This is a genomic window from Streptomyces chartreusis, assembly GCF_008704715.1.
Classification (GTDB): domain Bacteria; phylum Actinomycetota; class Actinomycetes; order Streptomycetales; family Streptomycetaceae; genus Streptomyces; species Streptomyces chartreusis.
Genome location: NZ_CP023689.1, coordinates 9036335 through 9062203, shown reverse-complemented (window position 1 = coordinate 9062203; position 25869 = coordinate 9036335). Strand labels below are relative to the sequence as shown.

At 70.8% G+C, this 25869-nt stretch carries 25 protein-coding genes and 1 pseudogene; 10 read left to right on the top strand and 16 right to left on the bottom strand.

The genetic code is table 11. The features are described from left to right. Window positions 1–18: 18 nt before the first annotated feature. A complete protein-coding gene (locus CP983_RS40235) occupies window positions 19–750 on the bottom strand; it encodes a class I SAM-dependent methyltransferase (RefSeq protein ID WP_150505291.1) in 732 nt (243 codons plus the stop codon). A gap of 10 nt (window positions 751–760) precedes the next feature. Then, the gene (locus CP983_RS40230; RefSeq protein ID WP_150505289.1) at window positions 761–1318 is read right to left on the bottom strand and encodes a PadR family transcriptional regulator; all 558 of its coding nucleotides are present in this window, start codon (window positions 1316–1318) and stop codon (window positions 761–763) included. 70 nt (window positions 1319–1388) lie between these two features. On the opposite strand from CP983_RS40230, the gene CP983_RS40225 reads away from it, so the two are divergent. From CP983_RS40225 to CP983_RS44905, 4 genes and pseudogenes are all read left to right on the top strand, one after another. Beyond that, window positions 1389–1787 (top strand): nuclear transport factor 2 family protein, encoded by a 399-nt coding sequence (locus tag CP983_RS40225; protein WP_150505287.1) that lies wholly within the window; start codon window positions 1389–1391, stop codon window positions 1785–1787. A 95-nt stretch (window positions 1788–1882) separates the two neighbouring features. Further along, window positions 1883–2710, top strand: coding sequence for a class I SAM-dependent methyltransferase (locus CP983_RS40220; RefSeq protein WP_150505285.1), 828 nt, complete (start codon window positions 1883–1885; stop codon window positions 2708–2710). Window positions 2711–2954: 244 nt separating this feature from the next. Beyond that, window positions 2955–4091: a transcription termination factor Rho gene (gene rho / locus CP983_RS40215; RefSeq protein ID WP_125525069.1), complete on the top strand. Its 1137-nt coding sequence runs from the start codon at window positions 2955–2957 to the stop codon at window positions 4089–4091. Between the two features lie 89 nt (window positions 4092–4180). Continuing rightward, window positions 4181–5020 (top strand): annotated as a pseudogene (locus CP983_RS44905) (D-alanyl-D-alanine carboxypeptidase family protein); the annotation flags it as partial. 83 nt (window positions 5021–5103) lie between these two features. Here the strand turns inward: CP983_RS44905 and CP983_RS40205 are convergent. The 11 genes from CP983_RS40205 to crcB (CP983_RS40155) form a co-directional block, all read right to left on the bottom strand. Continuing rightward, window positions 5104–6459 (bottom strand): glycosyltransferase 87 family protein, encoded by a 1356-nt coding sequence (locus tag CP983_RS40205; protein WP_150505281.1) that lies wholly within the window; start codon window positions 6457–6459, stop codon window positions 5104–5106. Continuing rightward, entirely contained in the window at window positions 6456–7850 is a 1395-nt protein-coding gene (gene mptB / locus CP983_RS40200) for a polyprenol phosphomannose-dependent alpha 1,6 mannosyltransferase MptB (RefSeq protein ID WP_150505279.1), read from the bottom strand. The genes CP983_RS40205 and mptB overlap by 4 nt, the downstream gene beginning before the upstream one ends. A 162-nt stretch (window positions 7851–8012) precedes the next feature. Then, window positions 8013–8954 (bottom strand): glutaminase, encoded by a 942-nt coding sequence (locus tag CP983_RS40195; RefSeq protein WP_150505277.1) that lies wholly within the window; start codon window positions 8952–8954, stop codon window positions 8013–8015. A gap of 50 nt (window positions 8955–9004) precedes the next feature. After that, entirely contained in the window at window positions 9005–10414 is a 1410-nt protein-coding gene (aspA, locus tag CP983_RS40190) for an aspartate ammonia-lyase (RefSeq protein WP_150505275.1), read from the bottom strand. A gap of 117 nt (window positions 10415–10531) precedes the next feature. Then, window positions 10532–11548 (bottom strand): asparaginase, encoded by a 1017-nt coding sequence (locus tag CP983_RS40185; protein ID WP_150505273.1) that lies wholly within the window; start codon window positions 11546–11548, stop codon window positions 10532–10534. A gap of 58 nt (window positions 11549–11606) precedes the next feature. Beyond that, on the bottom strand, window positions 11607–13046 hold the full coding sequence (locus tag CP983_RS40180) for an amino acid permease (protein WP_125525063.1): 1440 nt from the start codon (window positions 13044–13046) through the stop codon (window positions 11607–11609). Next, complete coding sequence (locus CP983_RS40175; RefSeq protein WP_107910007.1) at window positions 13043–13774, bottom strand: FadR/GntR family transcriptional regulator; 732 nt, start codon at window positions 13772–13774, stop codon at window positions 13043–13045. The genes CP983_RS40180 and CP983_RS40175 overlap by 4 nt, the downstream gene beginning before the upstream one ends. A gap of 107 nt (window positions 13775–13881) precedes the next feature. Beyond that, window positions 13882–14718 carry an undecaprenyl-diphosphate phosphatase gene (locus CP983_RS40170; RefSeq protein WP_107910009.1) on the bottom strand — a complete coding sequence of 279 codons (837 nt, stop codon included), beginning with the start codon at window positions 14716–14718 and terminating at the stop codon, window positions 13882–13884. Between the two features lie 95 nt (window positions 14719–14813). Continuing rightward, window positions 14814–15188 carry a fluoride efflux transporter CrcB gene (crcB, locus tag CP983_RS40165; protein WP_150505271.1) on the bottom strand — a complete coding sequence of 125 codons (375 nt, stop codon included), beginning with the start codon at window positions 15186–15188 and terminating at the stop codon, window positions 14814–14816. 2 nt (window positions 15189–15190) lie between these two features. Beyond that, entirely contained in the window at window positions 15191–15565 is a 375-nt protein-coding gene (locus tag CP983_RS40160) for a DUF190 domain-containing protein (protein ID WP_150505269.1), read from the bottom strand. Beyond that, the gene (gene crcB / locus CP983_RS40155) at window positions 15562–16023 is read right to left on the bottom strand and encodes a fluoride efflux transporter CrcB (RefSeq protein ID WP_150505267.1); all 462 of its coding nucleotides are present in this window, start codon (window positions 16021–16023) and stop codon (window positions 15562–15564) included. The genes CP983_RS40160 and crcB (CP983_RS40155) overlap by 4 nt, the downstream gene beginning before the upstream one ends. A gap of 273 nt (window positions 16024–16296) precedes the next feature. On the opposite strand from crcB (CP983_RS40155), the gene CP983_RS40150 reads away from it, so the two are divergent. After that, window positions 16297–16755 (top strand): SRPBCC family protein, encoded by a 459-nt coding sequence (locus CP983_RS40150; protein ID WP_150505265.1) that lies wholly within the window; start codon window positions 16297–16299, stop codon window positions 16753–16755. Between the two features lie 91 nt (window positions 16756–16846). Here the strand turns inward: CP983_RS40150 and CP983_RS40145 are convergent, their stop codons facing one another. From CP983_RS40145 to CP983_RS40135, 3 genes are all read right to left on the bottom strand, one after another. Beyond that, on the bottom strand, window positions 16847–17134 hold the full coding sequence (locus CP983_RS40145; protein ID WP_150505263.1) for a helix-turn-helix domain-containing protein: 288 nt from the start codon (window positions 17132–17134) through the stop codon (window positions 16847–16849). Window positions 17135–17316: 182 nt separating this feature from the next. Further along, window positions 17317–18885 (bottom strand): glycoside hydrolase family 53 protein, encoded by a 1569-nt coding sequence (locus CP983_RS40140; protein WP_150505261.1) that lies wholly within the window; start codon window positions 18883–18885, stop codon window positions 17317–17319. A gap of 122 nt (window positions 18886–19007) precedes the next feature. Beyond that, on the bottom strand, window positions 19008–21029 hold the full coding sequence (locus CP983_RS40135) for a beta-galactosidase (RefSeq protein ID WP_150505259.1): 2022 nt from the start codon (window positions 21027–21029) through the stop codon (window positions 19008–19010). 183 nt (window positions 21030–21212) lie between these two features. Here CP983_RS40135 and CP983_RS40130 point away from each other — a divergent pair, with 183 nt between their 5' ends. From CP983_RS40130 to CP983_RS40110, 5 genes are all read left to right on the top strand, one after another. Next, window positions 21213–22538 carry an ABC transporter substrate-binding protein gene (locus tag CP983_RS40130; protein WP_150505257.1) on the top strand — a complete coding sequence of 442 codons (1326 nt, stop codon included), beginning with the start codon at window positions 21213–21215 and terminating at the stop codon, window positions 22536–22538. Then, on the top strand, window positions 22535–23458 hold the full coding sequence (locus tag CP983_RS40125; RefSeq protein ID WP_150505255.1) for a carbohydrate ABC transporter permease: 924 nt from the start codon (window positions 22535–22537) through the stop codon (window positions 23456–23458). Before CP983_RS40130 ends, CP983_RS40125 begins: the two co-directional genes overlap by 4 nt. Then, complete coding sequence (locus CP983_RS40120; RefSeq protein ID WP_107910028.1) at window positions 23455–24363, top strand: carbohydrate ABC transporter permease; 909 nt, start codon at window positions 23455–23457, stop codon at window positions 24361–24363. The genes CP983_RS40125 and CP983_RS40120 overlap by 4 nt, the downstream gene beginning before the upstream one ends. Further along, entirely contained in the window at window positions 24360–25391 is a 1032-nt protein-coding gene (locus CP983_RS40115; RefSeq protein WP_150505253.1) for a LacI family DNA-binding transcriptional regulator, read from the top strand. Before CP983_RS40120 ends, CP983_RS40115 begins: the two co-directional genes overlap by 4 nt. A 126-nt stretch (window positions 25392–25517) precedes the next feature. Next, window positions 25518–25868 carry a VOC family protein gene (locus CP983_RS40110; RefSeq protein WP_107910033.1) on the top strand — a complete coding sequence of 117 codons (351 nt, stop codon included), beginning with the start codon at window positions 25518–25520 and terminating at the stop codon, window positions 25866–25868. Window position 25869: the final 1 nt, after the last annotated feature.

Sequence of the window (25869 nt, the reverse complement as noted above, 5' to 3'; positions counted from 1 at the left end):
TGGCGCACCATGACGTCGTCAGTCCGATTCGGGCCGGCGCGCGACGACCATCCGCACCCGCGGGCTCCCGTCCCGCCGCCGCCCGAACTCGGGCAGGGCCTCAAGTTCCACCTCGAACCCGGCACGGGCCAGCTCGGCGCGCACCTCCCCGAGCCGGAAGGCCCGGTAGTACATGACGAACGGCGGCCGCCACACGGCGTTGCGCACCCGCATCACCGCGTCGAAGCCCAGCAGCATCCAGTAGGCGACCGACACGGGCCGCGGCGGGGCCACGACGGGGAAGACGAAGCGGCCGCCGGGCCGCAGTACGGAGTGCACCTGGGCGAACAGGCCCGGCAGCTCACGCGGCAGGAAGTGCCCGAACGCCCCGAAGCTCACCACCAGGTCGAAGGCGGGGGCGAAGGGCAGGGCACGGGCGTCCGCACGGACCCAGCCGATACGCGGTTTCGCGTCCCGCGCCTGCCGCCGGGCCATGTCCAGCATGCCCGCGCTGAAGTCGACGCCGGTGACACTGTGCCGGCACACCTCGGCCAGCACCTCGACGCCTGCGCCCGTCCCGCAGCACAGGTCGAGACCGTCGCCGTAGGGTCCGGTCCGTGCCAGCGCCGCCGCGACGGCGTCGAGCACCGAGTCGGGCGTACGGAACGGCGTGTGGTCGAACTTCGGGGCGAGCAGGTCGTAGCCGCGCTCGACGGACGACAGGGCCTGGACGGTGAGTTCACGCAGGGAGGGGCCTTCGGGGCTGAACATCCGGCTCACCTCACCCCTGCGCCACGCGCTGCCGGAGGACGACGAGAACCCGCTCGCACCAGGAAAGGATCTGCTCCTCGAAGGAGATCCCGGCCAGCAGCGTCAGATACGGCCCGACCCGGTCGGACTCGCGCAGGTACTCCTCCTCGGTCCGGCCGTCGAGCATGCGCGCGCGGACACGCTCGTAGCGGCCGAGTTTGCCACGCGCCCAGGTCATGCGCTCCTCGATCATGGCGCGGGCGGTCCCGGGGTCGTCCATCGCCTGGAGCTTGATCAGGAGCTCGTCGCGGACGGCGGTGGGCCGTCGGGGCGGCTCGGCCGCGAAGCTCCGCAGGTCCTCCCGTCCGGCCTCCGTGAGCGTGAACATCCGCTTGTTGGGCCGTCGCTCCTGCTGCACGAAACGGGCCTCGACCAGGCCGTCCTGCGCCAGGCGCTCCAGCTCCCGGTAGAGCTGCTGCGGGGTCGCGGGCCAGAAGTTGGCGAACGAGATGTCGAAGACCTTGGACAGCTCGTAACCCGAGGCCTCGCCCTCCAGCAGGGCGGCCAGGACGGCGTACTTGAGGGACATGTGGACACCGTAACAGCAGGTGATTATTCTCATCCGCACCTACTCAACAAATTGACTATGAGGTGATCCGATGCGCGCGTTCCGCGAGGCCGTCGAGGCGGGCGACGCCGATGCCATGGAGACCCTGCTGGCGGAGGACGTCGTCTTCACCAGCCCGGTCGTGTTCAAGCCGTATGCCGGCAAGGCGATCACGGCGGCGATCCTGCGCGGTGTCGTGCGGGTCTTCGAGGACTTCCGCTATGTGCGGGAGATCAACGACCCGAACGGCCGTGATCACGCGCTGGTCTTCACCGCGCGGGTGGGCGACCGGGAGATCACCGGCTGCGACTTCCTCCGGGTGAACGAGGAAGGGCTGATCGACGACTTCATGGTCATGGTCCGTCCGCTGTCGGGCGCGCAGGCGCTGGCGGAGGCCATGGGCGCGCAGTTCGACCGGATCGAGCAGGAGGCGCGGCTCCGGTCCGCGTAGCGTCGGGCGGAACGCGGGGTGCACCCGGATCGACACCGGGTGCCCCGTGGCGCGATGTCCGCCTGCGCGTGGGGCGGTCGCGGTTGGATGTCCCCATGACCACCGACGAGCATGCGCGGATGATGTCGGCCAACCAGGCGAACTGGGACGCCCGCACACCCGTCCACGTCGCCAGCCGGTTCTACGGCCTCGACCAGGACCTCGATCCGGCCCGCTGGTTCGCCTCCTTCGAATGGGACGACCTCGGTGAGCTGGCCGGGCGGGACGTGCTGCATCTCCAGTGCCATCTGGGCACCGAGACGCTCGCCTTCGCACAGCGCGGGGCACGCGCGGTCGGCCTGGACTTCTCCGCGGCCTCGGTGGCCGCCGCGGACGGCATCGCCCGGAAGGCGGGGCTGGACGTCACGTACGTGCGGGCGAACGTCTACGACGCCGTGGCGGCCCTGGAGGGGCGGCAGTTCGACGTCGTCTACACCGGCAAGGGCGCGCTGTGCTATCTGCCCGACCTGGATCGCTGGGCGGGTGTGGTGGCCCGACTCCTGCGGCCCGGCGGACGGTTGTACATCGTCGAGTTCCACCCGCTGCTCAACTCCCTCGGCCCCAAGCCCGGTCCGGGCGAGGGACCGGAGCTGCTGCTGCGCCACGACTACCTGAGCGGCGACGGGGCCGTGCACCGCGACGCCACGCACACCTACACGGACGGCCCGGCCGTGGCGGGCGCCACCGACAGCTTCGAGTGGATGCACGGAATAGGAGAGGTCCTCGGCGCGTTGACGCAGGCAGGACTGACCATCCGGCGCCTCACCGAGAGCGACGAGCTGCCCTGGCAGCGCTGGCCGCACATGGAGCGCACGCCCTCCGGCTGGTGGCGGCTTCCAGAACCGCGGATCCCCCTGCTCTACGGACTCCTCGCCACGCGCTGAACCACCGTGGTACCGTCCCGTTAGCACCTGTGTACGCCCGGTCCAGGGCGCCGGTGCCAGTTCCACCTCAGTTCGCCGGTCCGCGTACCGGCTTTCTCCGCACCATCTCGTGACCGGCTCAGCGCCATGTCCGGGGTGCTGTGTCCCGCCGCCCGAAGGCGCGTCGACCGCCTTCCCGAAGTCCGCGGCATCTCCCTTCCTTCCGCATGTCCCATGCCTTCCGTCCGTGAAAGGACCCACCACCATGACCACCACTCTCGAAAACCCACCCGTACGGCAGCAGCCCCCGGTCCGTGCCGTCACCGGCGTGCTCGACATCGACGCGAACGGCAAGGGACACCTGCGCGCCGAGCACCTGCTGCCCACCCCGGCCGACCTGCCGGTCTCCCCCGCGCTGATCCGCCGGTACGGCCTGCGCAAGGGCGACCTGGTCGACGGCGTACGCGGCGAGGGACGCACCCTCACCGACGTCGCCCGCGTCAACGGCCGCACCCCCGACAGGAACCGCCGCCGCTTCGGCGAGCTGACGCCCCTTCACCCGCGTGAGCGGATCCGCCTGGAGCACCGGGCATCGGGGCTGACCGGCCGGGTCACCGACCTGATCGCCCCCGTGGGCAAGGGCCAGCGCGGCCTGATCGTGGCCCCGCCAAAGACCGGCAAGACGGTCCTCCTCCAGCAGATCGCGGCCGCCGTCGCCGGCAACCACCCCGAGTGCCGGCTGATGGTGGTGCTCCTCGACGAGCGCCCCGAGGAAGTCACCGACATGCGGCGCTCGGTGCGCGGCGAGGTGTACGCCTCGACCTTCGACCAGACGCCGAAGCAACACATCGCGCTGGCCGAGCTCGTCATCGAGCGGGCCAAGCGGCTCGTCGAGGCGGGCGAGGACGTCGTCATCCTGCTCGACTCCCTGACCCGGCTGTGCCGGGCGCACAACAACGCGGCCGCCTCCGGTGGACGCACCCTGAGCGGCGGCGTCGACGCCGCGGCGCTGCACGGGCCGAAGCGGTTCTTCGGCGCCGCCAGGCTCGCCGAGGAGGGCGGCTCGCTCACCATCCTCGCCACGGCCCTGGTGGAGACCGGCTCCCGCGCCGACGACTTCTACTTCGAGGAGCTCAAGAGCACCGGCAACATGGAGCTGCGCCTGAACCGGGACCTGGCCCACCGGCGGGTCTTCCCCGCCGTCGACATCAACCCGTCGGGCACCCGCCGCGAGGAACTCCTGCTGCCCCCGGCCGAGTTGGGCGTCGTACGCGGCCTGCGCCGGGCGCTCCAGACACGGGACGGGCAGACCAACCTGGAGACCCTCCTGGAACGCCTGCGCGAGACACCCGACAACGCCACGTTCCTGCGGCGGATCCAGCCGACCTTGCCCGGCGAGTGACGGCCGGAGCATCGCCCGTCCGGGTGCCCGCGCGCCCCGACCGGCCCGGGCAGCACGGTCCGGGGCGACTCCGTTCCTAGCTTGGCAGTATGAAGATCGGACTTTCTTCCCGGGCTCTCGTGTCCGCGTGCGTGCTCTGCGCGGCCGGACTGCTGGCGCTCGCACCCGCCGCCGCGTTCGCCCACGAGGGGCTCGACCCCGACCCGCCGGGCGGACCCCGGGCCGCGGCGATCCCACGCCCCGCGCTGCTGTACCGGTCCGGCACTCAGGTGCATCCGCTCTCCGGGGCGCCCCGGCTCCCGCGCGTCTCGGCGCTGTCGTGGCTGGTGGCGGACGCCGACTCGGGCGAGGTGCTCGCCGCGTACGACGCGCACCGCAGGCTGCCGCCCGCGAGCACCCTGAAGACCCTGTTCGCCCTCACCCTGCTGCCGGCCCTGCCCGTCGGCGTCCCGCACACCGTGCGCAACGAGGAGCTGGCCGGGATCGGGCCCGGCAGCAGTCTGGTCGGGGTCGCCGAGGGGCGGACGTACCGGATCGCCGATCTGTGGCGCGGGGTGTTCCTCAGCTCCGGCAACGACGCCGTGCATGTGCTGGCCGCGCTCAACGGCGGCTGGCGCACCACGGCCGCCCGGATGCAGGCCAAGGCGCGTTCGCTCGGCGCCCTCGACACGCGGGTGGTGTCGCCCGACGGGTACGACACGCCCGGCCAGGTGTCCTCGGCGTACGACCTGGCGGTGTTCGGCCGTGCCGGGCTGCGCAACGCGGAGTTCGCGCGGTACTGCGGGACGGCCGTGGCGTCGTTCCCGGGCGGGGGCGGCTGGGCCTACCCGATCCGCAACACCAACCGGCTGCTGACCGGCGCGGACGGGGTGGACCCGTACCCGGGGCTGATCGGCATCAAGAACGGCTACACCAGCAAGGCGGGCAACACCCTCGTCGCCGCCGCCCGCCGCGGTGGTCGCACCCTCGTCGTGACGGTGCTCAACCCCCGGGCGGGCGGCGGGCACGCCGTCTACGAGGAGGCCGGCGAACTGCTCGACTGGGGGTTCGGCGCGGCCGGCCGGGTCGAGCCGGTGGGGTCGCTCGACGGTTTGCGGGCCAGACCCGCGCCGGGCCCCGCCACGGTGCCCGTGGTGGCTGCGGTGACGCCCGAGGGCGCAGCGCCGGGCTGGGCGGAGGCCTGCGCGATCGCCGGTGCCGCCGGGATGGGCGCGGGTGCCGTGTCGCTGGTGACGCGCGGCCGGGTCGAGCGCTCGGAGGCGGACTGACCGACCGGCAGCCAGAACAGCAGGCCGAGGGTGATCCACGCGTAGGTGTTGCTGCCGATGAAGCCGTCGACGCCGGACGCGTCGTCGAACCAGAGCCACACCACGCTGGTGCACAGCACCGCGTACAGGGCGGCGGCCACCCGTCGCCGGCCGGCGCGGACGAGGACGGCGAAGGACGGCAGCAGCCACACCAGGTGGTGGACCCACGTGATCGGGCTGACCAGGCAGGCGGTCAGCCCGGTGAGGGCGAACGCCGCCGTCCAGTCCCCCGCCGCCACCGCCCGGCGGGTGCGCGCCACCCACACCCCGAGGACGACCAGGACGACGACCGCCCAGATCTCCCGGCCCGTCACGTCCAGCCGGGCCAGGATCCCTTGCAGGGACTGGTTCGAGACGTAGTCGAGGCGGCCGACCCGGGTGGTGTCCCACATCGCGTGCGTCCAGTAGAAACGGGAGGGGCCCGGCGCCACCCACGCCGCCAGCGCCGTCGCGGCGGCGGCCACGGACGTCGCCACGGCCGCGGCCCGCCAGCGACGGGCCACCAGCAGCAGCCCGATGAACGCCGCCGGCGTCAGCTTGATCGCCGCCGCCAGACCGATGCCGACACCCGCCCGGCGCTCCCGGCCGGTCGACAGCAACCAGCAGTCGAGCAGCACCAGGGCCAGCAGCAGGATGTTCACCTGCCCGAAGCTGAAGGTGTCCCGCAGCGGTTCGAACAGGGCCAGCCCGCACAGGGCCAGCGCGACTCCGTACCAGCCGTAGCGCCGCCAGGCCCGCCCGGCGATCACCCGCAGCACGAAGGCCAGCGCCACCAGGTTGAGCAGCAGCGCCACCGCGATGGCGACGTGCAGATCCAGCAGCGCCATGGGCAGCATCACGACCGCCGCGAACGGCGGGTAGGTGAAACCGTACGTGGTGCCGGGCACCCGGTAGTCGTAGATACGGCCGTCGTGGTGCATCCAGCTGTCGACGGTGCCGTAGTAGACGCGCAGGTCGAACCAGTCGCGCAGCAACGGCACGGTGGCGGTGAAGAGGGCGACGGCGGCGACGAGGGCGAGCACGAGTGCCAGCCGGCCGCGATCGGTGCGCGGAAGCCTCATGCCGTACGTCCCAACGCCGGGGCCTGTGCCGCCAGATGCGCCTGCCAGAGAACGACCACGGCGAGCGCGCCGCCGGAGATAGCCAGCACCAGCTGCCCGGCGTCGGCCGGGCCGCCGCTCGGCAGTACGGCGAGCGCGAGCACGCCCGTCAGGGCCGCGACCCGGTGCCGTACCGAGGTGCTGGGCGCGGCGGCCGCTATGAGGAACAGGCCCCACAGCGCGTACCAGGGGCGGATCGCCGGTCCGAAGGCGGCCACGGCCGCGAGGCTCAGGCCGAGCGCGTACACCGGGCGCGGACGCCAGCGCCACCATATGAGGAGCACCAGAACGCCGGTGAGGACGAGTCCGAAGGTGTGCCACACCGGGACGGCCAGCGGCGCCAGATCGCTGCCGGTCTTCTCCAGCAGCGACGCGGTGGCCCGGCCGAGCAGGCTGGTCAGCGCCCAGTTCTGGGTGGAGACCGGGGTGTCCAGGGCGCCGATCCAGCCGTATCCCGTGCCCGCCACGGCCGTGGCGGCGACCGTGGTGGCGGCGGACGCGGCTCCCGTGGTGAGGACGGCCTTGGCCGGGTGGTGTCCGGAACGCATCTGGAGCAGTACGACGGCGACGAGGCCGAGCGCGGCCGGTGCCTTGACCAGCGCCGCCAGGGTGACAAGGACGGCGCCCAGGATGGGCCAGCGGCCGAGAGCGGCGACCAGACCGGCGCCGAGCAGGCCCAGCATGATGGCGTCGTTGTGGGCGCCCGCCACCAGGTGCAGCAGCACCAGCGGGTTGAGGGCGCCCAGCCACAGCGCGGCGGCCGGGTCGGCTCCGCTGTGCCGGGCGAGGCGCGGCAGGGCGGCCGCCATCAGCGCCACGCCGAGCAGCGCTATCAGCCGCATGCCGAACAGTCCGGCGGGCACTTCGCCGCGGGTCGCGCCGGACAGCACGGAGGCGACGCCCATGAACACGGGGCCGTAGGGCGCCCCCGTGTGCCGCCACAGCGGGGCGACCTCGTCGGCGAGGGGGCCACCGAGGTGGGAGGGGCCGTACGCGTACACGTCGATGTGCGCGTCGACCATGGCTCCCTGGGCCAGGTAGCTGTACACGTCCCGGCTGAACAGCGGCGGCGCGATCAGCAGCGGGGTGGCCCAGGCGGCCAGCACCAGCAGCAAGGCGCGCGGGGTCGGCGGATCCGCGCTGCGCACGAGCCGGCCCAGCAGCAGCCATGCGGCTATCAGCAGGACGACGCCGAAGTACACGCCGACCAGGCCGAGGGCGGCGTGCGCCGAGCTGGGGGCCAGGAGTTCCCGGACCGGCAGCGCACCGGCCGTCTCACCGCCCAGGGCGAGTATGGCGGTGCCGGCCAGACCGAGTATCTGGCAGCGGCGGAGATCGATGGGAAAAGCCATGGCCAACACTCGGTCAGCCTGTCAACGACGGGTGGCCGTCAGTTGACGGCCGTCTCTCTGAGGGGGGTCCGGGGTGTGTCCGGCGCGTGATCGATTGCGGCGGGGCTTGTCGCGCAGTTCCCCGCGCCCCTGAAAGCCAAAAGCCTCTCCGCAGCCCCCCGTCTAGAACACCGACAGGCCCGTCAAGGTGGTGAACCTGTCCAGGGCCGCCACTCCCGCCACCGAATTGCCCCGCTCGTCCAAACCCGGACTCCATACGCACAACGTGCACCGGCCCGGTACGACGGCGATGATGCCGCCGCCCACCCCGCTCTTGCCGGGCAGGCCCACGCGGTAGGCGAAGTCGCCCGCCGCGTCGTAGGTGCCGCAGGTCAGCATGACCGCGTTGATCTGTTTGGCCTGGCTGCGGGTGAGCAGGCGGGTGCCGTCGGCCCGGACGCCGTGGCGGGCCAGGAACGACGTGGCCAGGGCGAGGTCGGCACAGGACGCCTGCACGGAGCACTGGCGGAAGTACTGGTCGAGCAGGGCCGGCACGGGGTTGTCGATGTTGCCGTAGGACGCCATGAAGTGGGCGAGCGCGGCGTTCCGGTCGCCGCTCGCCGTCTCGGAGGCGGCGACGTCCTTGTCGAAGTCCAGGGCCGCGTTGCCGCTCTCGGCGCGCAGGAAGGCGAGGAGTTCACCGGCCGCGTCTCCGGTACGGGTCTGGAGGCGGTCGGTGACGACGAGGGCGCCCGCGTTGATGAACGGGTTGCGCGGGATGCCGTTCTCGTACTCCAGCTGGATCAGGGAGTTGAACGGGTTGCCGGAGGGCTCGCGGCCCACGTGCTCCCAGAGTTCGTCGCCCTCGCGGGCCAGGTCGAGCGCGAGGGTGAACACCTTGGTGATGGACTGCGTGGAGAACGGCTCGCGCCAGTCCCCCACGCCGTACACCGTGCCGTCGAGTTCGGCGACGGCCATGCCGAAGCGGCGGGGGTCGCAGGCCGCGAGCGCCGGGATGTAGTCGGCGGGCCGGCCACGGCCGGGGGTCCGCTCGATCTCCTCCGCGATGCGCTCCAGGATCGGCTGGAAGGTCAGTGACGACGTCGACGCTGCCATGATCACCATTGTGCCTCCCGGCCGGTCCCTTCGCGCATCCGAGGTGGGGTCGCCGCTGGTCAGGCCAGGGCCTGTCCGGTGCCCGCGACGACCTCCGGGCGCAGCAGGTCGGCCAGGGTCTCGGCCGGCAACAGGCCCTTCTCCAGGACGAGTTCGGCCACGCCCCGGCCGCTGACGAGCGCCTCCTTGGCGATGTCGGTCGCGGCCGTGTACCCGATGTGCGGGTTCAGGGCGGTGACCAGGCCGATGGAGTTCTCCACGGTGCGGCGCAGCGCGTCGGTGTTCGCGGTGATGCCGACCACGCAGCGCTCGGCGAGGGTCACGCAGGCATTGCGCAGGTGCGTGATGCTCTCGGAGAGGGAGTGCAGGATGACCGGCTCGAAGGCGTTGAGCTGGAGCTGTCCGGCCTCGGCGGCCATGGTGATGGCGACGTCGTTGCCGATCACCTCGAAGGCGACCTGGTTGACGACCTCGGGGATCACCGGGTTGACCTTGCCGGGCATGATCGACGAACCGGCCTGCACCGGCGGCAGGTTGATCTCGCCGAGGCCCGCGCGCGGGCCGGAGGACAGCAGGCGCAGGTCGTTGCAGCTCTTGGAGAGCTTCACGGCGATCCGCTTGAGGACGCCGGACATCTGGACGAACGCGCCGCAGTCCTGGGTGGCTTCGACCAGGTTGGCGGCGGTGACCAGCGGCAGTCCGGTGATCTCGGACAGGTGGCGGCGGGCCGCCTCGGCGTATCCGGCGGGGGCGTTGAGGCCGGTGCCGATGGCGGTGGCGCCCAGGTTGATCTCGTGGATCAGCTCGACCGCCTCGGCGAGCCGGGAGCGGTCCTCGTCGAGCATGACGGCGTAGGCGGAGAACTCCTGCCCGAGCGTCATCGGCACCGCGTCCTGGAGCTGGGTGCGGCCCATCTTCAGCACGTCCCGGAACTCGACGGCCTTGCGGGCGAACGCGTCCTGGAGGACGGCCATCGCCTTGAGCAGCCCGCGCACCGCGAACACCGTCGCGATCTTGACGGCGGTCGGGTAGACGTCGTTGGTCGACTGACCGAGGTTGACGTCCTCGTTGGGGTGCAGGTGCCGGTACCGGCCCTTCTCGTGGCCCAGCAGCTCCAACGCCCGGTTGGCGACGACCTCGTTGGCGTTCATGTTGGTCGAGGTGCCGGCGCCGCCCTGGATGACGTCGACGACGAACTGGTCGTGCAGTTCGCCGCTGCGGATCTCCCGGCACGCGGCGACGATCGCGGCGGCCTTCTTCGGCTCCAGCAGACCGAGCTCCTCGTTGGCGAGGGCGGCGGCCTCCTTGACGGCGGCGAGCGCGTCGATCAGGTGCGGGTAGGCGGAGATGGGCGTGCCGGTGATGGCGAAGTTCTCGGTGGCACGCAGGGTGTGGACACCCCAGTAGGCGTCGGCGGGGACATCACGGTCGCCGAGCAGATCGTGCTCGCTGCGGGTGACGGCGTTCATGGGGAAACGGTTCTTCTTTCAGGAAAGGTGAGGGAGAGCGCCCCTTCAGGGGCGCGGGGAACTGCGCGACCAGCCACAACGGCCCCGCAGCCGCTGGTCGCGATGGCCGGCACATCCTTAGGCGCAGGCCGAAACGACAACCGGCTCCAGCGAACGAACGGGCCGCACACACCCGACCTCCCGCCCGCCGCCCAGAAGCGCCTCACCCTGGAACTCGGTGAGCAGCTCAGGGTCGACCCCGGCCCACGCAAGAGCGGCGGCAGCCACCGGCACCCGCGCCCGATTCGCTCCGTCGGCGATCTTCACGGCGACGGCCCGGCCGTCCGGCAGCGCGGCGACCTGCACGCCCTCGAAGCCGTCCTTGGCCAGCAGCCCCGGCACGGCCCGCATCAGCGCCGCCACGTCCCGGCCGGAGCCGGAAGCCATCTCGGCATGCTCGCGCATCGCGTCGGCGACCCGGGCCTCGGGCGTTCCCGGCGCCGCGGTGGTGATACGCGCGGCGGCGCGGGCGAGCCCGTGCAGCGAGACGGAGAACAGCGGCGCACCGCACCCGTCGACGGTCACCCGCGCGATCCGCTGACCGGTGAGGTCCTCGACGATCTCGGCGACGGCCTGCTGGAGCGGGTGGCCGGGGTCGAGGTAGTCGTCCAGGGACCAGCCGTTGAGCGCGCAGGTGTACAGCATGGCCGCGTGCTTGCCGGAGCAGTTCTGGGCGAGCCGGGAGGGCGCGCGGCCCTCCCGCACCCAGGCGTCCCGGACGACGGGGTCGAACGGCATGTCCGGGACGTTGCGCAGGTGGTCCTCGGTGAGCCCGGCGAGTTCGAGGATGCGCCGGGTTCCGGCGAGATGGCGTTCCTCGCCGGAGTGGCTCGCCGCGGCGAGCGAGAGCAGCTCGCCGTCGAGCGGGAGCCCGGCCCGGGCCATGGCGACGGCCTGGACCGGCTTCAGCGCCGAGCGGGGGTAGAAGGCGGCCTCGATGTCACCGAGCTGGAACCGGACGTCACCGTCGTCGCCGAGGACGACGACGGAGCCGTAGTGGATGCCTTCGATCATTCCGCCGCGTATGAGGTGGGCGACGGGGGCGTGGAGAGGTTCGCGGACAAGGGGTGCGTCCGCTATGGAGCTGCTGTACATCACTGTCTGGCTGCCTGGTTGTCGTGGGTCGATGAGGGGTCGTCGACCGACACGGTTGTCACGCGTCGGCCTTGGTGGCGGTGCGCCCGGCCCGGCTGCGGATGGCGTACCAGCCCGCGACCAGCGCTGCGACGATCAGCGGCAGGCACAGCACTGTGGTGCGTCCCGCGCCGCCGTCGGCGTACATGAGGACCAGGACGGAGGCGAGGAACGCCAGCGTCACGAGTTCGGTCCAGGGGGAGCCCGGCAGTCGGTAGCCGGGGCGGGTCAGCTCGCCCTTCTGGGTCTTCTGCCAGAAGAGCAGGTGACAGACCATGATCATGCCCCAGGTGGCGAGGATGCCGATGGCCGCGAAGTTCAGCACGATCTCGAACGCCTCGGCGGGGACGACGAAGTTGAGACCGACGCCGAGAACACAGACACCGCTGGTCAGGAGGATGCCGCCATAGGGGACCTGGCTGCGGCTCATCACCGAGGTGAACTTCGGGGCGGAGCCGTTCACCGCCATGGAGCGCAGGATGCGGCCGGTGGAGTACAGGCCGGAGTTGAGCGAGGACATCGCCGCGGTGAGCACGACGAGGTTCATCACACCGCCTGCCGCCGGGATGCCGATGTTGGACAGCACGGTCACGAAGGGGCTCTCGCCGGACGTGTACTTGTTCCAGGGCAGCAGCATCGAGAGCAGCAGGACCGAGCCGACGTAGAAGAGGCCGACGCGCCACATGATCGAGTTGATCGCCTTGGGCATGATCTTCTCGGGGTTCTCGGTCTCACCGGCTGCGACGCCGACCAGCTCGACGGAGGCGTAGGCGAAGACGACGCCCTGGATGATCAGCAGCATCGGCAGCAGGCCGTTGGGAAAGACGCCGCCGTTGCCGGTGATCAGGGCCGGGCCGGGGTCGTGGCCGTCTATGGGGTGCTGGGTGGCCAACAGGAAGATGCCGATCAGCATGAACGCCACGAGCGCGCCCACCTTGATGATGGCGAACCAGAACTCCAGTTCGCCGAACATCTTCACCGATATGAGGTTGACGGTGAGGACGACCGCGAGCGCGATCAGGGCGATCACCCACTGCGGGATGTCCGAGAACATGCCCCAGTAGTGGGTGTAGACGGCCACCGCGGTGATGTCGGCGATGCCGGTGGTGGCCCAGTTCAGGAAGTACATCCAGCCGGCGACATAGGCGCCCTTCTCGCCCATGAACTCACGGGCGTACGACACGAAGGCGCCGGAGGAGGGCCGGTACAGGACGAGTTCGCCGAGGGCGCGGACGACGAGGAAGGCGAAGACGCCGCAGACCGCGTAGGCGATGAACAGGGACGGGCCGGCGTCGGCGAGTCGGCCGCCGGCCCCTAGGAACAGGCCGGTGCCGATGGCACCGCCGATGGCGATCATGTTGACGTGCCGGGCCTTCAGCGACTTGCTGTAGCCGTGGTCTCCGACGTCTACGTGACCGGACGAGGGGCGCGTCTCTTCCTTGAGGTGCTGTTCGCTCACGCCTCGGGTCCGCCTTCCGTGGTGCTGTCCGTGCGCGGGGGGCGCACGATGTCGGTGAGGGTCGTCTCGACGCGATCCAGGTGGTGGGCCATGGCGTCGGTCGCGTCGAGTTCGGAACCGTCGATCAGCGCCTCGACGATCGCCCGGTGCTCCCGGTTGGACTGCTCGCGGCGACCGCCCAGCTCGTTGAGGAAGGCCGACTGACGCGCCAGTGCGTCACGGATCTCCTCGATGACCCGGCGGAAGACCGGGTTCTGGGCGGCCTCGGCCACGGCCAGGTGGAAGAGGGTGTCCATCGCGACCCACGCGGTGGTGTCCGTCTCCCGCTCCATGCGGTCCAGCAGGTGGGCGAGGTGGTCGAGGTTCTCCGGGGTGCGGCGCAGTGCCGCGTACCCGGCGACCGGGATCTCGACGTGGCGGCGCACCTCCAGCAGGTCGCTCGCCGAGTAGTCGCCGAAGGTGGGGTCCTCGACGGTGCTGGCGACGACGAAGGTGCCCTTGCCGGTCTTGGAGACGGTCAGGCCCATGGTCTGCAGGGCCCGCAGGGCCTCGCGCAGGACGGGCCTGCTGACCTCCAGGGTGCGGCAGAGCTCCGCCTCGGAGGGCAGCTTGTCGCCGACGGCGTACTCGCCGCGCTCGATGGCATCACGCAGATGCGCCAGCACCGCCTCCATGGCGCTCACACGACGGGGAGGCTGTCCGGCTGTCCGGCTGTCTGACAGGTTCACGGGAGAGATATTCCGGGTGAGCGGACGGTGGTGTCAAGGGACCCCTAAGGAGAGATTCACCGGACGTGACGCCGGAGGTCCGTCGCCGGCGTCACGTCCGGCGCCCGTCAGCTGTTGACGACACCCGCGCCGAGCAGCCCGAACAGCAGCAGCCCGACCACGATCCGGTAGATCACGAAGGCGTTGAAGGAGTGCTTGGCGACGTACCTCAGCAGCCAGGCGATGGAGGCGTAGGCGACGACGAAGGACACGAGTGTGCCGACGGCCAGCGGCAGCGCAGCCGTCCCCGTGCCGAGGGCGTCCTTGAGCTCGTAGATGCCCGCGCCGGTCAGCGCCGGGATGCCGAGGAAGAAGGACAGACGGGTGGCGGCGACCCGGTCGAGGTCGAGCATCAGAGCCGTCGACATCGTGGCGCCGGAGCGCGAGAAGCCCGGGAAGAGCAGGGCGAGGATCTGGGAGCTGCCGACGAGCATGGCGTCCTTGAAGGAGGTGTCGTCCTCCCCTCGCTTGTGCCGGCCCATCCGGTCGGCCGCCCACATCACACCGCTGCCCACGATCAGCGAGCCCGCGACCACCCACAGCGAGGCGAGCGGCCCCTCGATCAGCGGCTTGGCGGCCAGGCCCACGACGACGATCGGGATCGTCGCGCAGATCACCCACCACGCGAACTGGTAGTCGTGGTGATAGCGCTCCTCCTTGTCGCGCAGCCCGCGCAGCCACGCGGACACGATCCGCACGATGTCCTTGAAGAAGTACACGAGCACGGCGGCGATCGCGCCGACCTGGATGACGGCCGAGAACCCGACGACCGAGTCGTCGTCCACGGGGATGCCCATGAGCCCCTCGACGATCTTCAGATGGCCGGTCGAGGAGACGGGCAGGAACTCGGTCACCCCCTCGACGGCTCCGAGGACGATGGCCTGACCGACGCTGATGACGCTCATGTGATCCAGTTCCGGGGGTCGGCGGGACAGCTGGTGCGCACTGTCCTACCAGGCGCGGGTGTGGCTCCCGCGCCATCGACACCGCCGCCGGCGGCCTACGACCACATCGCCTCGGCCAGCGACACGCCGAGGAAGGCCGCGCCGAGGCCCACGACCACGCTGCCCACGACGTTGCCGAGGGCGTAGAGCCCGGCGCCCGTCTCGGTCAGCCGCAGGGTCTCGTAGGAGAAGGTCGAGTAGGTGGTCAGGGCGCCGCACAGCCCGGTGCCGAGCAGCAGCTGGAGGTGGGAACCCGCGGCACCGGAGGCCGCCGCGCCGGTGAGCAGGCCGAGGATCAGACAGCCGCAGGCGTTGACGAGGAAGGTGCCCCAGGGGAACACGGAGTCGTGCCGGGACTGCACCGCGCGGTCGGTGAGATAGCGCAGGGGCGCACCGACGACGGCACCCGCGACGACCAGAAGCCAGTTCACGGCTACTTCTTACCTTTCCTGTCCGATTCGCTCGGTTTGTCGTCGCGGCCGATGTACCGGATGACCTCGCAGTCGTCGATGGTGACGAGTCCTTCGGAGACGAGTTCGTCGAGCTGCGGCAGGAAGGCGCGCACCCGCTCCTCGGTGTCCACGATCACGACCGCGACCGGGAGGTCCTCGCTCAGCGACAGCAGTCGTGAGGTGTGGATCAGCGAGGAGGCGCCGTAGCCCTCGATGCCGTGGAAGACGCTGGCGCCCGCGAGGCCGGCCGCGTGGGCGCGGTGCACGATCTCGGAGTAGAGCGGCTTGTGGTGCCAGGTGTCGTGTTCCCCCACGAAGACGGTCAGGCGCAGCGCCCTGCCGGTCAGCCTGGTCATGACTGCCTCCACTTCAGGACGCGACGGGTGGCCGCCGAGGCGAGCCAGACCGCCGTGAGTGCGGCGACGAGGGTGGCGGCGAGGTAGGCGAGTCCGGTGCGCGGATGACCGTCGTCCACCAGCCTCTGGATGTCGACGGCGTACGTCGAGAAGGTGGTGAACCCGCCGAGGACGCCGGTGCCGAAGAAGGGGCGGACCAGGCGGTGGGCGGCCCACACGTCGGTGATGATCACCATGAACACGCCTATCACGGAGCAGCCGACGACATTGGTCCAGAAGGTCGCCCAGGGGAAACCGCCCGGCTGGAGCGGCCACCACAGGGCGAGTGCGTAGCGGGCCGTGGCGCCGAGGGCTCCGCCGGCCGCGACCACCGCGACGACGGGTGCCTGCGCCCGCCAGGCCGCGGGGCGTGCGGTGCCGGCGGGTGCGCGCAGGCTGTCGGTTTCGGGGGCTGTCATGGGCGTACGTCTCCTACTCGCCTGGGCGGCCCGGGGCATGCGGGCCTCGCGGTTGCAAGTAGGGACCGTTGGCGGCAACGCTGCCGCGGTTCGGGTACGGCGGGCCCCACCGCCGCGCCGCGAGGGTGATCGCGGCCGGTCAACAGGGTAACGCCGGGCGCGGGAAGGGGTCACCTCGGACAGCGGCGGCCGCGGCTCGGCATGCCCGTCGGGTGCGGCGCGGCTACTGTCGAAGAGCCCGCTGAGCGGCCGAGGTGAAGGAGCGTGGTCGGCGTGTCGCGCAATCGCCGTCTGATCCTGAGCTCGCCGTCGGAGGTCTGGAACCTGCTGTCCGACGGCAGCCGATACGGGGAGTGGGTCACGGGCACCCAGGAGGTCCTCGCCGTGGACCCCGACTGGCCGGACGTGGGCGCCCGGCTGCGGGTCCGGGTCGGGATGGGCCGCCTGACCCTCGACGACACCGTCGTCGTCCGCATCAGCGAACCGCGGCGCCGGCTGGAACTGGAGGCGAGGGCCGAGCCCTTCGGCGCGGCCCGCATCGCCATGCAACTGATCCCCTGGGGCGCGCACACCCTCTTCGTCATCGACTGGCATCCGCTGAGAGGGCCCGGGACCCGGATGCACGGTCTGCCCGTCGACTACGTCGTCGCGATCCGCAACGGGATGATGCTGACGAAGCTGGCGCGGATCGCGGTGCGTGAGCATGGCGCTTCGCTGATCGGGCCGGAATAGGTCGTCGTTCGGGTGCGGGAGCCGTCGCGGCTGGTCGCGCCCGCGCGGCGGAGCCGCACAATGACACAGCCCCGCGCCCCTTGCGGCGCTGCTACCAGCCCTTCTCGAACATGCGGGCCACCTCTGCGATGCGTATCTCGTCCCGTCGGTAGTGCGTGTGCTGTTGGATCTTCTTGCTGCGCAGCACGCCGATGTCGACGAGGAGGCCGAGGTGGGTCTCGGCGACGTGGGGCGGTACTCCGAGCTTCGCGGCCACCGCGTCCGCGGTGACTCCGTCCTCGGCAGGGTCGCCGTGGCATCCGTCCGGGAAATGGACGGCCGGGTCCTTGAGCCACTCCAGGATCTCCAGGCGCCGCCGGCCGGCGGGAGTCCTCAGCATCTCGTCTCCCTCCGTCGGGCCGCGTCATGGCACGTGCTCCCACTGTCCCGCAGCTGCCGCCGCCGTGTCCGGGACTCTGCGAGCCTTGTCCGGTACCGAACGGCCGTACGACGCCGGGCTGTTCGCGACGGACGTGCGGGGGCCCGGCCGCCGGGGCGCGGCCGGGCCCGTTCGTCACTCGCTCAACGGTGGCCGAACCACGACGTCGAGGAGAGTGCCCGGTCGTCGTAGCCGAACAGGGCCTGGTTCTCCCAGCCGTTGCCGGAGGCGGCGTCGGTCGGGTCCCAGCCGTTGCCGTTGACGGCCGTCCAGGTCGCCTCCCAGTAGAAGACGCCGAGACCGCGGCCGCCGGGGACGGCCTCCACGATGCTCGCCATGTCGTTCATCCACCTGGTCTGGCCGGCCACCGTGGCGGGGTAGCCGGCGACCAGTTCGGCGGCGGTGTCGATGATGTTCTCGTGCGAGTCCTCGCTGTCCAGACGGAACGGGTAGGCCGTCTCGGCGACGAAGACCGGCTTGGCGTAGCGGGCGGCCGCGTCGTCGAGGGTGGTCTGGAAGTCGTACAGCGTGCCGTGCCAGTAGCCGTAGTAAGAAAGGCCGATGGCGTCGAATTTCACGCCGTTCGCGACGGCGTTGTCGAACCACCAGCGGGTGCCGGACAGGTCGCCGCCCTTGGCGAGATGCAGGGCGACCGTGGTGGACGAGCTGACCGCCTTGACCGCGCTGTAGCCGGAGTTGAGCAGACCCGCGAGCTGCGAGAAGTTGTCGGTGGAGCCCTCGGACCACAGCATGCCGCCGTTGATCTCGTTGCCGACCTGGACCATGTCGGCGGTGGTGCCCTGTGCCTTCAGCGCGTTGAGCACGTCGTACGTGTGGTTGTACACGTCGGACTTCAACTGGCTGTAGGAGTGCCCGGACCAGGCGGCCGGCTTGCTCTGGGCGCCCGGGTCGGCCCAGGTGTCCGAGTAGTGGAAGTCGACCAGCAGCTTCATGCCGGCGGCCTTGACGCGCTTGGCCGTGGCGAGGACGCGTGCCTTGTTGTTGTAGCCGTCGGCCGGGTTGACCCAGACCTTCAGGCGCGCGTAGTTCATGCCGGCGTTCCTGAGGATGGCGACCGGGTCGCCGGTGCTGCCCGAACCGGTCCGGTAGGTGCCGCCCTTGGCCTCGCTCTTGGCGAGGGAGGAGATGTCGGCGCCGTGGATCGAGGTGCCGCCCGTGCCGGAGGCGAAGGTCAGGTCGTCGACGTTGAGCCAATTGCCCGCGGCCGCATCGCTGTTGATGCTGATCGTGCACTGGTTGGCGGTCACGCTGACCGGCACGACGATCCGGATCCAGCCGCTCGTGGAGACCGGCAGGTCGGTGCGCTGCTCGGCGCCGCCGCAGTTCTTCAGGGCGAGGTACGCCGAGTTCTGCCCACCGCCGGAGCGGACCCAGGCGGTGAGCTTGTAGTTCCCGTTGGTCAGCCCCGACAGGTACTGGTAGGTCTCCACCTTGTACGCGGACGCCGACCAGTGCGTCAGGCGGTGACTGCCGCCGTGGCCACCGGCCTCGGTGAAGGAGGCGGCGTTCTGTCCGGTCGCCGAGTAGGTGGACCAGCCGGCCGGGGTCGTGGTTCCGGTGCCGTCCGACTCGAAGCCGCCGTTGGTGAGCGTGCTCGCCGCCGAGGCGGTCTGCGTGGGCAGGGCGGTCAGGGCGAGTCCGGCGGCCAGCGGTATCAGCAGGGCTCGGAGCGTGCGTCTGGGATGGAACATCTTCGTCCGTCGTCCCTTCGACGTATGGGTTGGAGGTTCCTCGCCGCCGCACCGGTGCGGTGCGGCGGCGAGGAGCCCCTCCGCCCGCGGCTCGCGGCACGCGCGGGCGGAGGGGAGTCGGCTCAGCCGTCGAGTCGTACGACCCGGACGGCTCCGGCGGGCACCTCGAGGCGGCCCGCGGCGCGCTCGCCGGTCAGCAGCTCGGTGCCGGGCGCATCCAGCGGCACCTTGGCGTCCGACGCGGTGTGGTTCACGGCGAACAGGTAGCTGCCCGACTCGCCGGAGCGGCGCACCACCTCGACGTCCCGGGGCAGGTCGGCACGAGGTGCGACCTGCGCGTCCTCGATCGCCCAGCCGAGCAGCGCGTCGAGGCCGTCGGCGCCCAGGCGGGTGGAGACGTACCAGGCGGTGCCCTCGCCGAGGCGGTGCCGGGTGACGGCGGGGTGGCCGGCGGTCAGGCCGTCGGCGTAGGTCCACACCGTCTCGGCGCCGCGCGGCACGACGAACTCCGTCCACACGTCGCCGCTGAGCTCGGAGCCGTCGGGGCCGGTGATGCGGACCAGCTGATCCCTGAGCAGGGGCGAGAACTCCTCGACCGTGAGGCCGAGGACGTCCCGCAGCGGCCCGGGGCAGGCGCCCTCGTGCACGGCGTCGTGCTCGTCGACGATGCCGGAGAAGTACGACACGACGAGGGTGCCGCCCGTCTCGACGTACTCCCTGAGGTTGCGCCCGGCCGCCTCCGTCATCAGGTACAGGGCGGGCACGACGACAAGGGGATACCTCGACAAGTCGGCTTCCGGGTGGGCGAAGTCGACGGTGAGGTGGCGGTCGTAGAGCGCCTCGTAGAAGGCGTCGGCGCGCTCGCGCGGGTCGTGGTCCTCGCTCGGGCGCCAGTCGAGGTTCTGCGCCCACCAGGAGTGCCAGTCCCACAGCATCGCCACGTCGGCCTGTGTACGGGTGCCGCGGACGGTGCTCAACGAGTCGACGGCGGCGCCGAGTTCGACGACCTCGCGCCACACGCGGGTGTCGGTGCCGCCGTGCGGGAGCATCGCGGAGTGGAACTTCTCCGCGCCGCGCCGGGACTGCCGCCACTGGAAGAACATGGCGCCCTCGGAGCCGCGCGCCACATGGGCGAGGGAGTTGCGGGCCATCTGACCGGGGGCCTTGGCGGGGTTGCGGGGCTGCCAGTTGACGCCGGAGGTGGAGTGCTCCAGCAGGAGCCAGGGCGCTCCCTGGGCCACCGAACGGGACAGGTCGGCGGCCATGGCGAGGTTGACGTGGGTGCGGCGGCCGTCGGTGATCAGGTAGTGGTCGTTGGTGACGATGTCGACCTCGCGGCCCCAGGCCCAGTAGTCGACGGAGTCGCACTGGCTGAGCGCCGTCATGAAGTTGGTGGTGACCGGGACGCCCGGCGCGAGGCGGTGCAGGATGTCCCGCTCCATGACGAAGTTCTCGCGCATGGTGGCGTCGGCGAACCGCTTGTGGTCCAGCGCCTGGGCCGGGTTGACGGCCGTCGGCGTCGTGCGCGGCGGGTTGATCTGCTCGAAGTCGTTGTAGCGCTGACCCCAGAAGGCGGTGCCCCAGGCCTCGTTGACCGCGTCCACCGTCTCGTACGTCGCCTCCAGCCAACGGCGGAAGTGCGCGGCGCAGGAGTCGCAGTAGCAGGCCGAGACGGGGACGCCGTACTCGTTGTGCACGTGCCACATCGCCAGCGCCGGGTGGTCGCCGTAGCGCTCGGCGAGCCTGGTGGTGATGGCCGCGGCGGCCGTGCGGTAGTCGGCGTTGCTGTGGCAGACGGCGGCGCGCGAGCCGAACTCCAGGCGTACGCCGTCCGGTGTGACGGGCAGGGCCTCGGGGTGGGCGCGGTAGAACCAGACCGGCGGGCAGACGGTGGGGGTGCCCAGGTCGACGCGGATGCCGTGCTCGTGCAGCAGGTCGAACACGCGGTCCAGCCAGCCGAAGTCGTACACACCCGGTGAGGGTTCCAGCAGGGCCCAGGAGAAGATCCCGACGCTCACCATCGTGACGCCGGCCTCCCGCATCAGCCGGACGTCCTCGTTCCAGATCTCCTGCGGCCACTGCTCGGGGTTGTAGTCCCCACCGAAGGCGAGCCCGGTGAGGCCCCTGGGGTTGGTCTCCGGCATGGATCTCTCCCGATTAGTCGATCATTTGGGAACGTGCACACACTCGATCGGCGGCGCGAGCCCAACATAACCGCACAGCAACAACCATTGACAAGTGTCCGGGATGTTTCTCTACTGTGAACGCTCACAGAAGCATGGCAGGTCTTCGCAGCGGGCGGAGACCCCAGGTCAGGGGAGAGATCCATGCCCATCACGAAGCGCCGACGGCTCGTCCTGAGAAGTGCCGCCACCTGCGTCGCCGTCGCCCTCGGCGCCACCGCCCTCACCGCTTGCGGCTCCGAGGACAGCGAGGCCGAGTCCGGCCCCGTCTCGCTGACGTACTGGACCTGGACGCCCGGCATGGACAAGGTCGTCGACCTGTGGAACAAGGGCCCGGGGAAGAAGGACCGGATCACGGTCACGGTGAAGAAGCAGGCGTCCGGCGACACGCTGATCACCAAGATCCTCACCGCGCACAAGGCCGGCAAGGCCCCCGACCTGGTCCAGGCCGAGTACCAGGCGCTGCCGACGCTGGTCAGCAATGACGCCGTGGCGGACATAGCGGGCGACGTCGGCGACGCCAAGGGCAAGTTCGCCGACGGCGTCTGGCAGCAGACCACCCTGGGCACGGACGCGGTGTACGCGGTCCCGCAGGACATCGGGCCGATGATGTTCTACTACCGCGAGGACCTCTTCAAGAAGTACGGCCTGACGGTCCCGACCACCTGGGAGGAGTTCGCCAAGACGGCCCGTGCGCTGAAGAAGAAGGCGCCGGACACGGACCTGACCACCTTCTCCGCCAACGACTCCGGACTCTTCGCGGGCCTCGCCCAGCAGGCCGGCGCCAAGTGGTGGACGACCTCCGGCGAGAAGTGGAACGTCGGCATCGACGACGCCGCCACCCAGAAGGTCGCCGGGTTCTGGGGCGACCTCGTCAAGGAGGGCGCCGTCGACAACCAGCCGATGTACACCCCGGCCTGGAACAAGGCGCTCAACACCGGCAAGCAGATCGCGTGGGTCTCCGCGGTGTGGGCGCCGGGCACGCTGACCACGGCCGCGCCCGACACCAAGGGCAAGTGGGCCATGGCCCCGCTCCCCCAGTGGTCCGGGTCGGACGACGTCACCGGCAGCTGGGGCGGTTCCTCCACCGCCGTCACCACCGACTCCGGGCACAAGGCCGCCGCCGCGAAGTTCGCCGCCTGGCTCAACACCGACGGCGACGCCCTCCAGGCGCTGGCCAAGGAGAGCGGCATCTACCCGGCCGCCACGAACGCCCAGACCAGCGGCGCCTTCGCGACCCCGCCGGACTACTTCTCGAACCAGTCGGACTTCTACGCCAAGGCCGCCGAGATCGCGAAGACCACCGCCCCGTCCGCTTGGGGCCCGAACGTGAACGTCGCCTACACGACCTTCAAGGACGCTTTCGGCAAGGCCGCCAAGGACAAGTCGGACTTCGGCGCCGCCCTGACGACCATGCAGGACGACACGGTCGCCGACCTCGAGAAGCAGGGCTTCGAGGTCTCCGAGTGACCAGCACGAGCCGGAAGGCGTACGGGGTGAAGGGGGCCCCGTATGCCTTCCTCTTTCCCGCCTCGATCCTCTTCCTCCTCTTCTTCGCGCTGCCCATCGGCTACGCGGTCTGGCTCAGCTTCCGCAAGGTGAAGGTCTCCGGACTGGGCCTCGGGTCGGGCGCCCGCAAGGAGGTCTGGGCCGGGCTGGAGAACTACACCGACGCCCTCACCGACAACGAACTGGTCGCCGGCGCACTGCGTGTGCTGGGCTACGGCTGCATCGTGGTGCCGGTGATGCTGGGTCTCGCCCTGCTGTTCGCGCTGATGCTGGACTCCGAGAAGGTGCGGCTCGCGCCCGTCACCCGGCTCGCGATCTTCCTGCCGTACGCCATCCCCGGCGTCGTGGCGGCGCTGCTCTGGGGCTTCCTGTACCTGCCGGACGTCAGCCCCTTCTACTTCGTGCTGGAGAAGCTGGGCCTGCCGCAGCCCGACCTGTTGGACGGCGGGCCGCTGTATCTCGCCCTGTCGAACATCGCCGTGTGGGGCGGCACCGGCTTCAACATGATCGTCATCTACACCTCGCTCCAGGCGATCCCGACCGAGGTGTACGAGGCGGCGCGGCTGGACGGTGCGACGCCGCTCCAGATCGCGCTGCGGATCAAGATCCCGATGGTGGCGCCCTCGCTCGTGCTGACCTTCTTCTTCTCGATCATCGCCACCCTCCAGGTGTTCAACGAACCGACCACCCTGAAACCGCTCACCAACTCCGTGTCCACGACCTGGAGTCCGCTGATGAAGGTGTACCAGGACGCCTTCGGCAAGGGCGACATCTACGCGGCGGCCGCACAGGCCACAATCATCGCCCTGGCCACGCTGCTGCTGTCGTTCGGCTTCCTGCGGGCCGCGAACCGTCGTAACAAGCAGGAGGCACCCCGATGAGCTCCCTCGCCGTCGGCAACGCCGACACGGCCGCGGACGCCGCGCCCGGCACGGACCGGAGCCGGCCGCCGCTGCGCCGCCGGATCGCGCTGATCCCCACGGTCACGCTGCTGCTCGGCGCGCTGTACTGCCTGCTGCCCGTCGCCTGGGTGGTGATCGCGGCGACCAAGTCCGGCAGCGAACTGTTCTCCACGTTCACCTTCCTGCCGGGCACGGGCTTCGCGGACAACTTCGCGGACCTGAGCGCCTATCGCGACGGCGTGTACTGGCAGTGGATGGGCAACTCCGCCCTGTACGCCGGTCTCGGTGCCCTGCTGTCGACGGTCGTCTCGGCGTTCAGCGGGTACGCGCTGGCGATCTACCGCTTCCGGGGCCGGGAGGCGATGTTCAACGTGCTGCTGGCGGGCGTGCTGATGCCGCCGGTCATCCTCGCCATCCCGCAGTACCTGCTGCTGGCCAAGGCCGACCTGACGGACTCCTACCTGTCGGTGCTGCTGCCGCAGATCCTGTCGCCGTACGGCGTCTACCTCTCGCGGATCTACGCGGCCGCCGCGGTGCCGGCCGACGTGGTCGAGGCGGGCCGGATGGACGGGGCGAGCGAGTGGCGGATCTTCACGCGGGTCGCGCTGCCGATGATGGTGCCCGGCATGGTGACGGTGTTCCTGTTCCAGTTCGTGGCGATCTGGAACAACTTCCTGCTGCCGTACATCATGCTCAGCGACGACGAGCGGTTCCCGATCACGCTGGGTCTGTACACGCTGCTCGAACAGGGCGCCAACACCCCGGCGCTGTACACGCTGGTGATCACAGGGGCGTTCCTCGCGGTGCTGCCGCTGGTCGCGCTGTTCCTGGTCATCCAGCGGTTCTGGAGTCTGGATCTGCTCTCCGGGGCCGTAAAGTCATGACCATGAGCAACACGGGGGGCCGACGCAGACCGCCGACGATCCATGACGTGGCGCGCGAGGCCGGAGTGTCACGGGGCACCGTCTCGCGGGTGCTCAACGGCGGGCACTACGTCAGCCCCGCCGCCCAGGAGGCGGTCAACGCGGCGATCCGCAGGACGGGTTACGTCGTCAACCGGCACGCCCGCTCGCTGATCACGGGGCGCTCGGACTCGGTCGGCTTCCTGCTGACCGAGCCGCAGGAGCGGTTCTTCGAGGACCCCAACTTCAACGTCCTGCTGAGCGGCTGCACCCAGGCGCTGGCCGCGCACGACATCCCGCTGCTGCTGATGCTGGCAGGCACCAAGGACGAACGGCGGCGCATCACTCGGTACATCACCGCCGGTCATGTCGACGGGGTGCTGCTGGTCTCCAGCCACTCCGGGGACCGGGTCGCCGAGGAGCTGCGCGAGGCGGGCGTGCCCCTCGTGCAGTGCGGCAAGCCGATGGGGCCCGGGTCCAAGGTGAGCTATGTGGCGGCCGACGACCGGGACGGCGCCCGTGACATGGTGCGGCATCTGCTGTCGCTGGGCCGCCGCCGGATCGGCGTGGTCAGCGGTCCGCTGGACACCCCGGGCGGTGTCGACCGCCTCGCGGGCTACAAGGAGGTGCTGACGGAGGCGGGCGTCGAGATCGACGAGCGGCTCATCACCTCCGGCGACTACAGCCGGGCCAGCGGCGAGGCGGGCGCCGATCAGCTGCTTGCGCGGGCCCCCGACCTCGATGCCCTGTTCGTGGCGTCCGACCTGATGGCGCAGGGCGCTCTGGCCGCGCTGCGCCGGGCGGGCCGACGGGTGCCCGAGGACGTCTCGGTGGGCGGCTTCGACGACTCCGCGGCGGCGACGGAGGCCACCCCCGCCCTGACCACGATCCGCCAGCCCTACGACCGGATCAGCGCCGAGATGGTGCGGCTGCTGCTCGCTCAGATCGGCGGCGAGGACCCGGCTGCGGTGATACTGCCGACGGAGCTGGTGACGCGGCAGTCGACGTGATCGGCCGTAGCGGCGCGACCGGCGGACGGCGAACGGTCAGGATTCGAGAAGTCATGACCCGGTCCCCCGGCCTAGCGTGAAAGCACCGGCGAGACGCGCCGGCCCCGCTTCACCGAGGAGGACGTCATGACCGCCGGAATCAGCACGATCATCTACCCCGTCAAGGACCTCGCCAGGGCAAAGGCCCTGTTCGGCGCCCTGCTGGGCACGGAGCCCTACGCGGACGAGCCGTACTACGTCGGCTACAAGGACGCCGGGCAGGACGTCGGTCTGGACCCCAACGGGCACGCCAAGGGCATGACCGGCCCGGTCCCCTACTGGCACGTGGCCGACATCAGGGCGTCGTACGCGGCCCTGCTGGAGGCCGGAGCCGAGTCGCTCCAGGACGTCCACGACGTCGGCGGCGGCAGGCTGATCGCGTCCGTGAAGGACGGGGACGGCAACCTCGTCGGGCTGCTCCAGGACCCGACCGGCTGAC

Coding starts and splice junctions, on each gene's coding strand:
- CP983_RS40170 (WP_107910009.1), bottom strand. CDS start 14,718: ATGAGCGTCATCAGCGTCGGTCAGGCCATCGTCCTCGGAGCCGTCGAG.
- CP983_RS40145 (WP_150505263.1), bottom strand. CDS start 17,134: ATGCTGAGGACTCCCGCCGGCCGGCGGCGCCTGGAGATCCTGGAGTGG.
- CP983_RS40140 (WP_150505261.1), bottom strand. CDS start 18,885: ATGTTCCATCCCAGACGCACGCTCCGAGCCCTGCTGATACCGCTGGCC.
- CP983_RS40120 (WP_107910028.1), top strand. CDS start 23,455: ATGAGCTCCCTCGCCGTCGGCAACGCCGACACGGCCGCGGACGCCGCG.
- CP983_RS40110 (WP_107910033.1), top strand. CDS start 25,518: ATGACCGCCGGAATCAGCACGATCATCTACCCCGTCAAGGACCTCGCC.
- CP983_RS40130 (WP_150505257.1), top strand. CDS start 21,213: ATGCCCATCACGAAGCGCCGACGGCTCGTCCTGAGAAGTGCCGCCACC.
- CP983_RS40235 (WP_150505291.1), bottom strand. CDS start 750: ATGTTCAGCCCCGAAGGCCCCTCCCTGCGTGAACTCACCGTCCAGGCC.
- CP983_RS40160 (WP_150505269.1), bottom strand. CDS start 15,565: ATGACCAGGCTGACCGGCAGGGCGCTGCGCCTGACCGTCTTCGTGGGG.
- CP983_RS40115 (WP_150505253.1), top strand. CDS start 24,360: ATGACCATGAGCAACACGGGGGGCCGACGCAGACCGCCGACGATCCAT.
- CP983_RS40195 (WP_150505277.1), bottom strand. CDS start 8,954: ATGGTGATCATGGCAGCGTCGACGTCGTCACTGACCTTCCAGCCGATC.
- CP983_RS40185 (WP_150505273.1), bottom strand. CDS start 11,548: ATGTACAGCAGCTCCATAGCGGACGCACCCCTTGTCCGCGAACCTCTC.
- mptB (WP_150505279.1), bottom strand. CDS start 7,850: ATGGCTTTTCCCATCGATCTCCGCCGCTGCCAGATACTCGGTCTGGCC.
- rho (WP_125525069.1), top strand. CDS start 2,955: ATGACCACCACTCTCGAAAACCCACCCGTACGGCAGCAGCCCCCGGTC.
- crcB (WP_150505267.1), bottom strand. CDS start 16,023: ATGACAGCCCCCGAAACCGACAGCCTGCGCGCACCCGCCGGCACCGCA.
- CP983_RS40225 (WP_150505287.1), top strand. CDS start 1,389: ATGCGCGCGTTCCGCGAGGCCGTCGAGGCGGGCGACGCCGATGCCATG.
- CP983_RS40220 (WP_150505285.1), top strand. CDS start 1,883: ATGACCACCGACGAGCATGCGCGGATGATGTCGGCCAACCAGGCGAAC.
- CP983_RS40135 (WP_150505259.1), bottom strand. CDS start 21,029: ATGCCGGAGACCAACCCCAGGGGCCTCACCGGGCTCGCCTTCGGTGGG.
- CP983_RS40230 (WP_150505289.1), bottom strand. CDS start 1,318: ATGTCCCTCAAGTACGCCGTCCTGGCCGCCCTGCTGGAGGGCGAGGCC.
- CP983_RS40205 (WP_150505281.1), bottom strand. CDS start 6,459: ATGAGGCTTCCGCGCACCGATCGCGGCCGGCTGGCACTCGTGCTCGCC.
- aspA (WP_150505275.1), bottom strand. CDS start 10,414: ATGAACGCCGTCACCCGCAGCGAGCACGATCTGCTCGGCGACCGTGAT.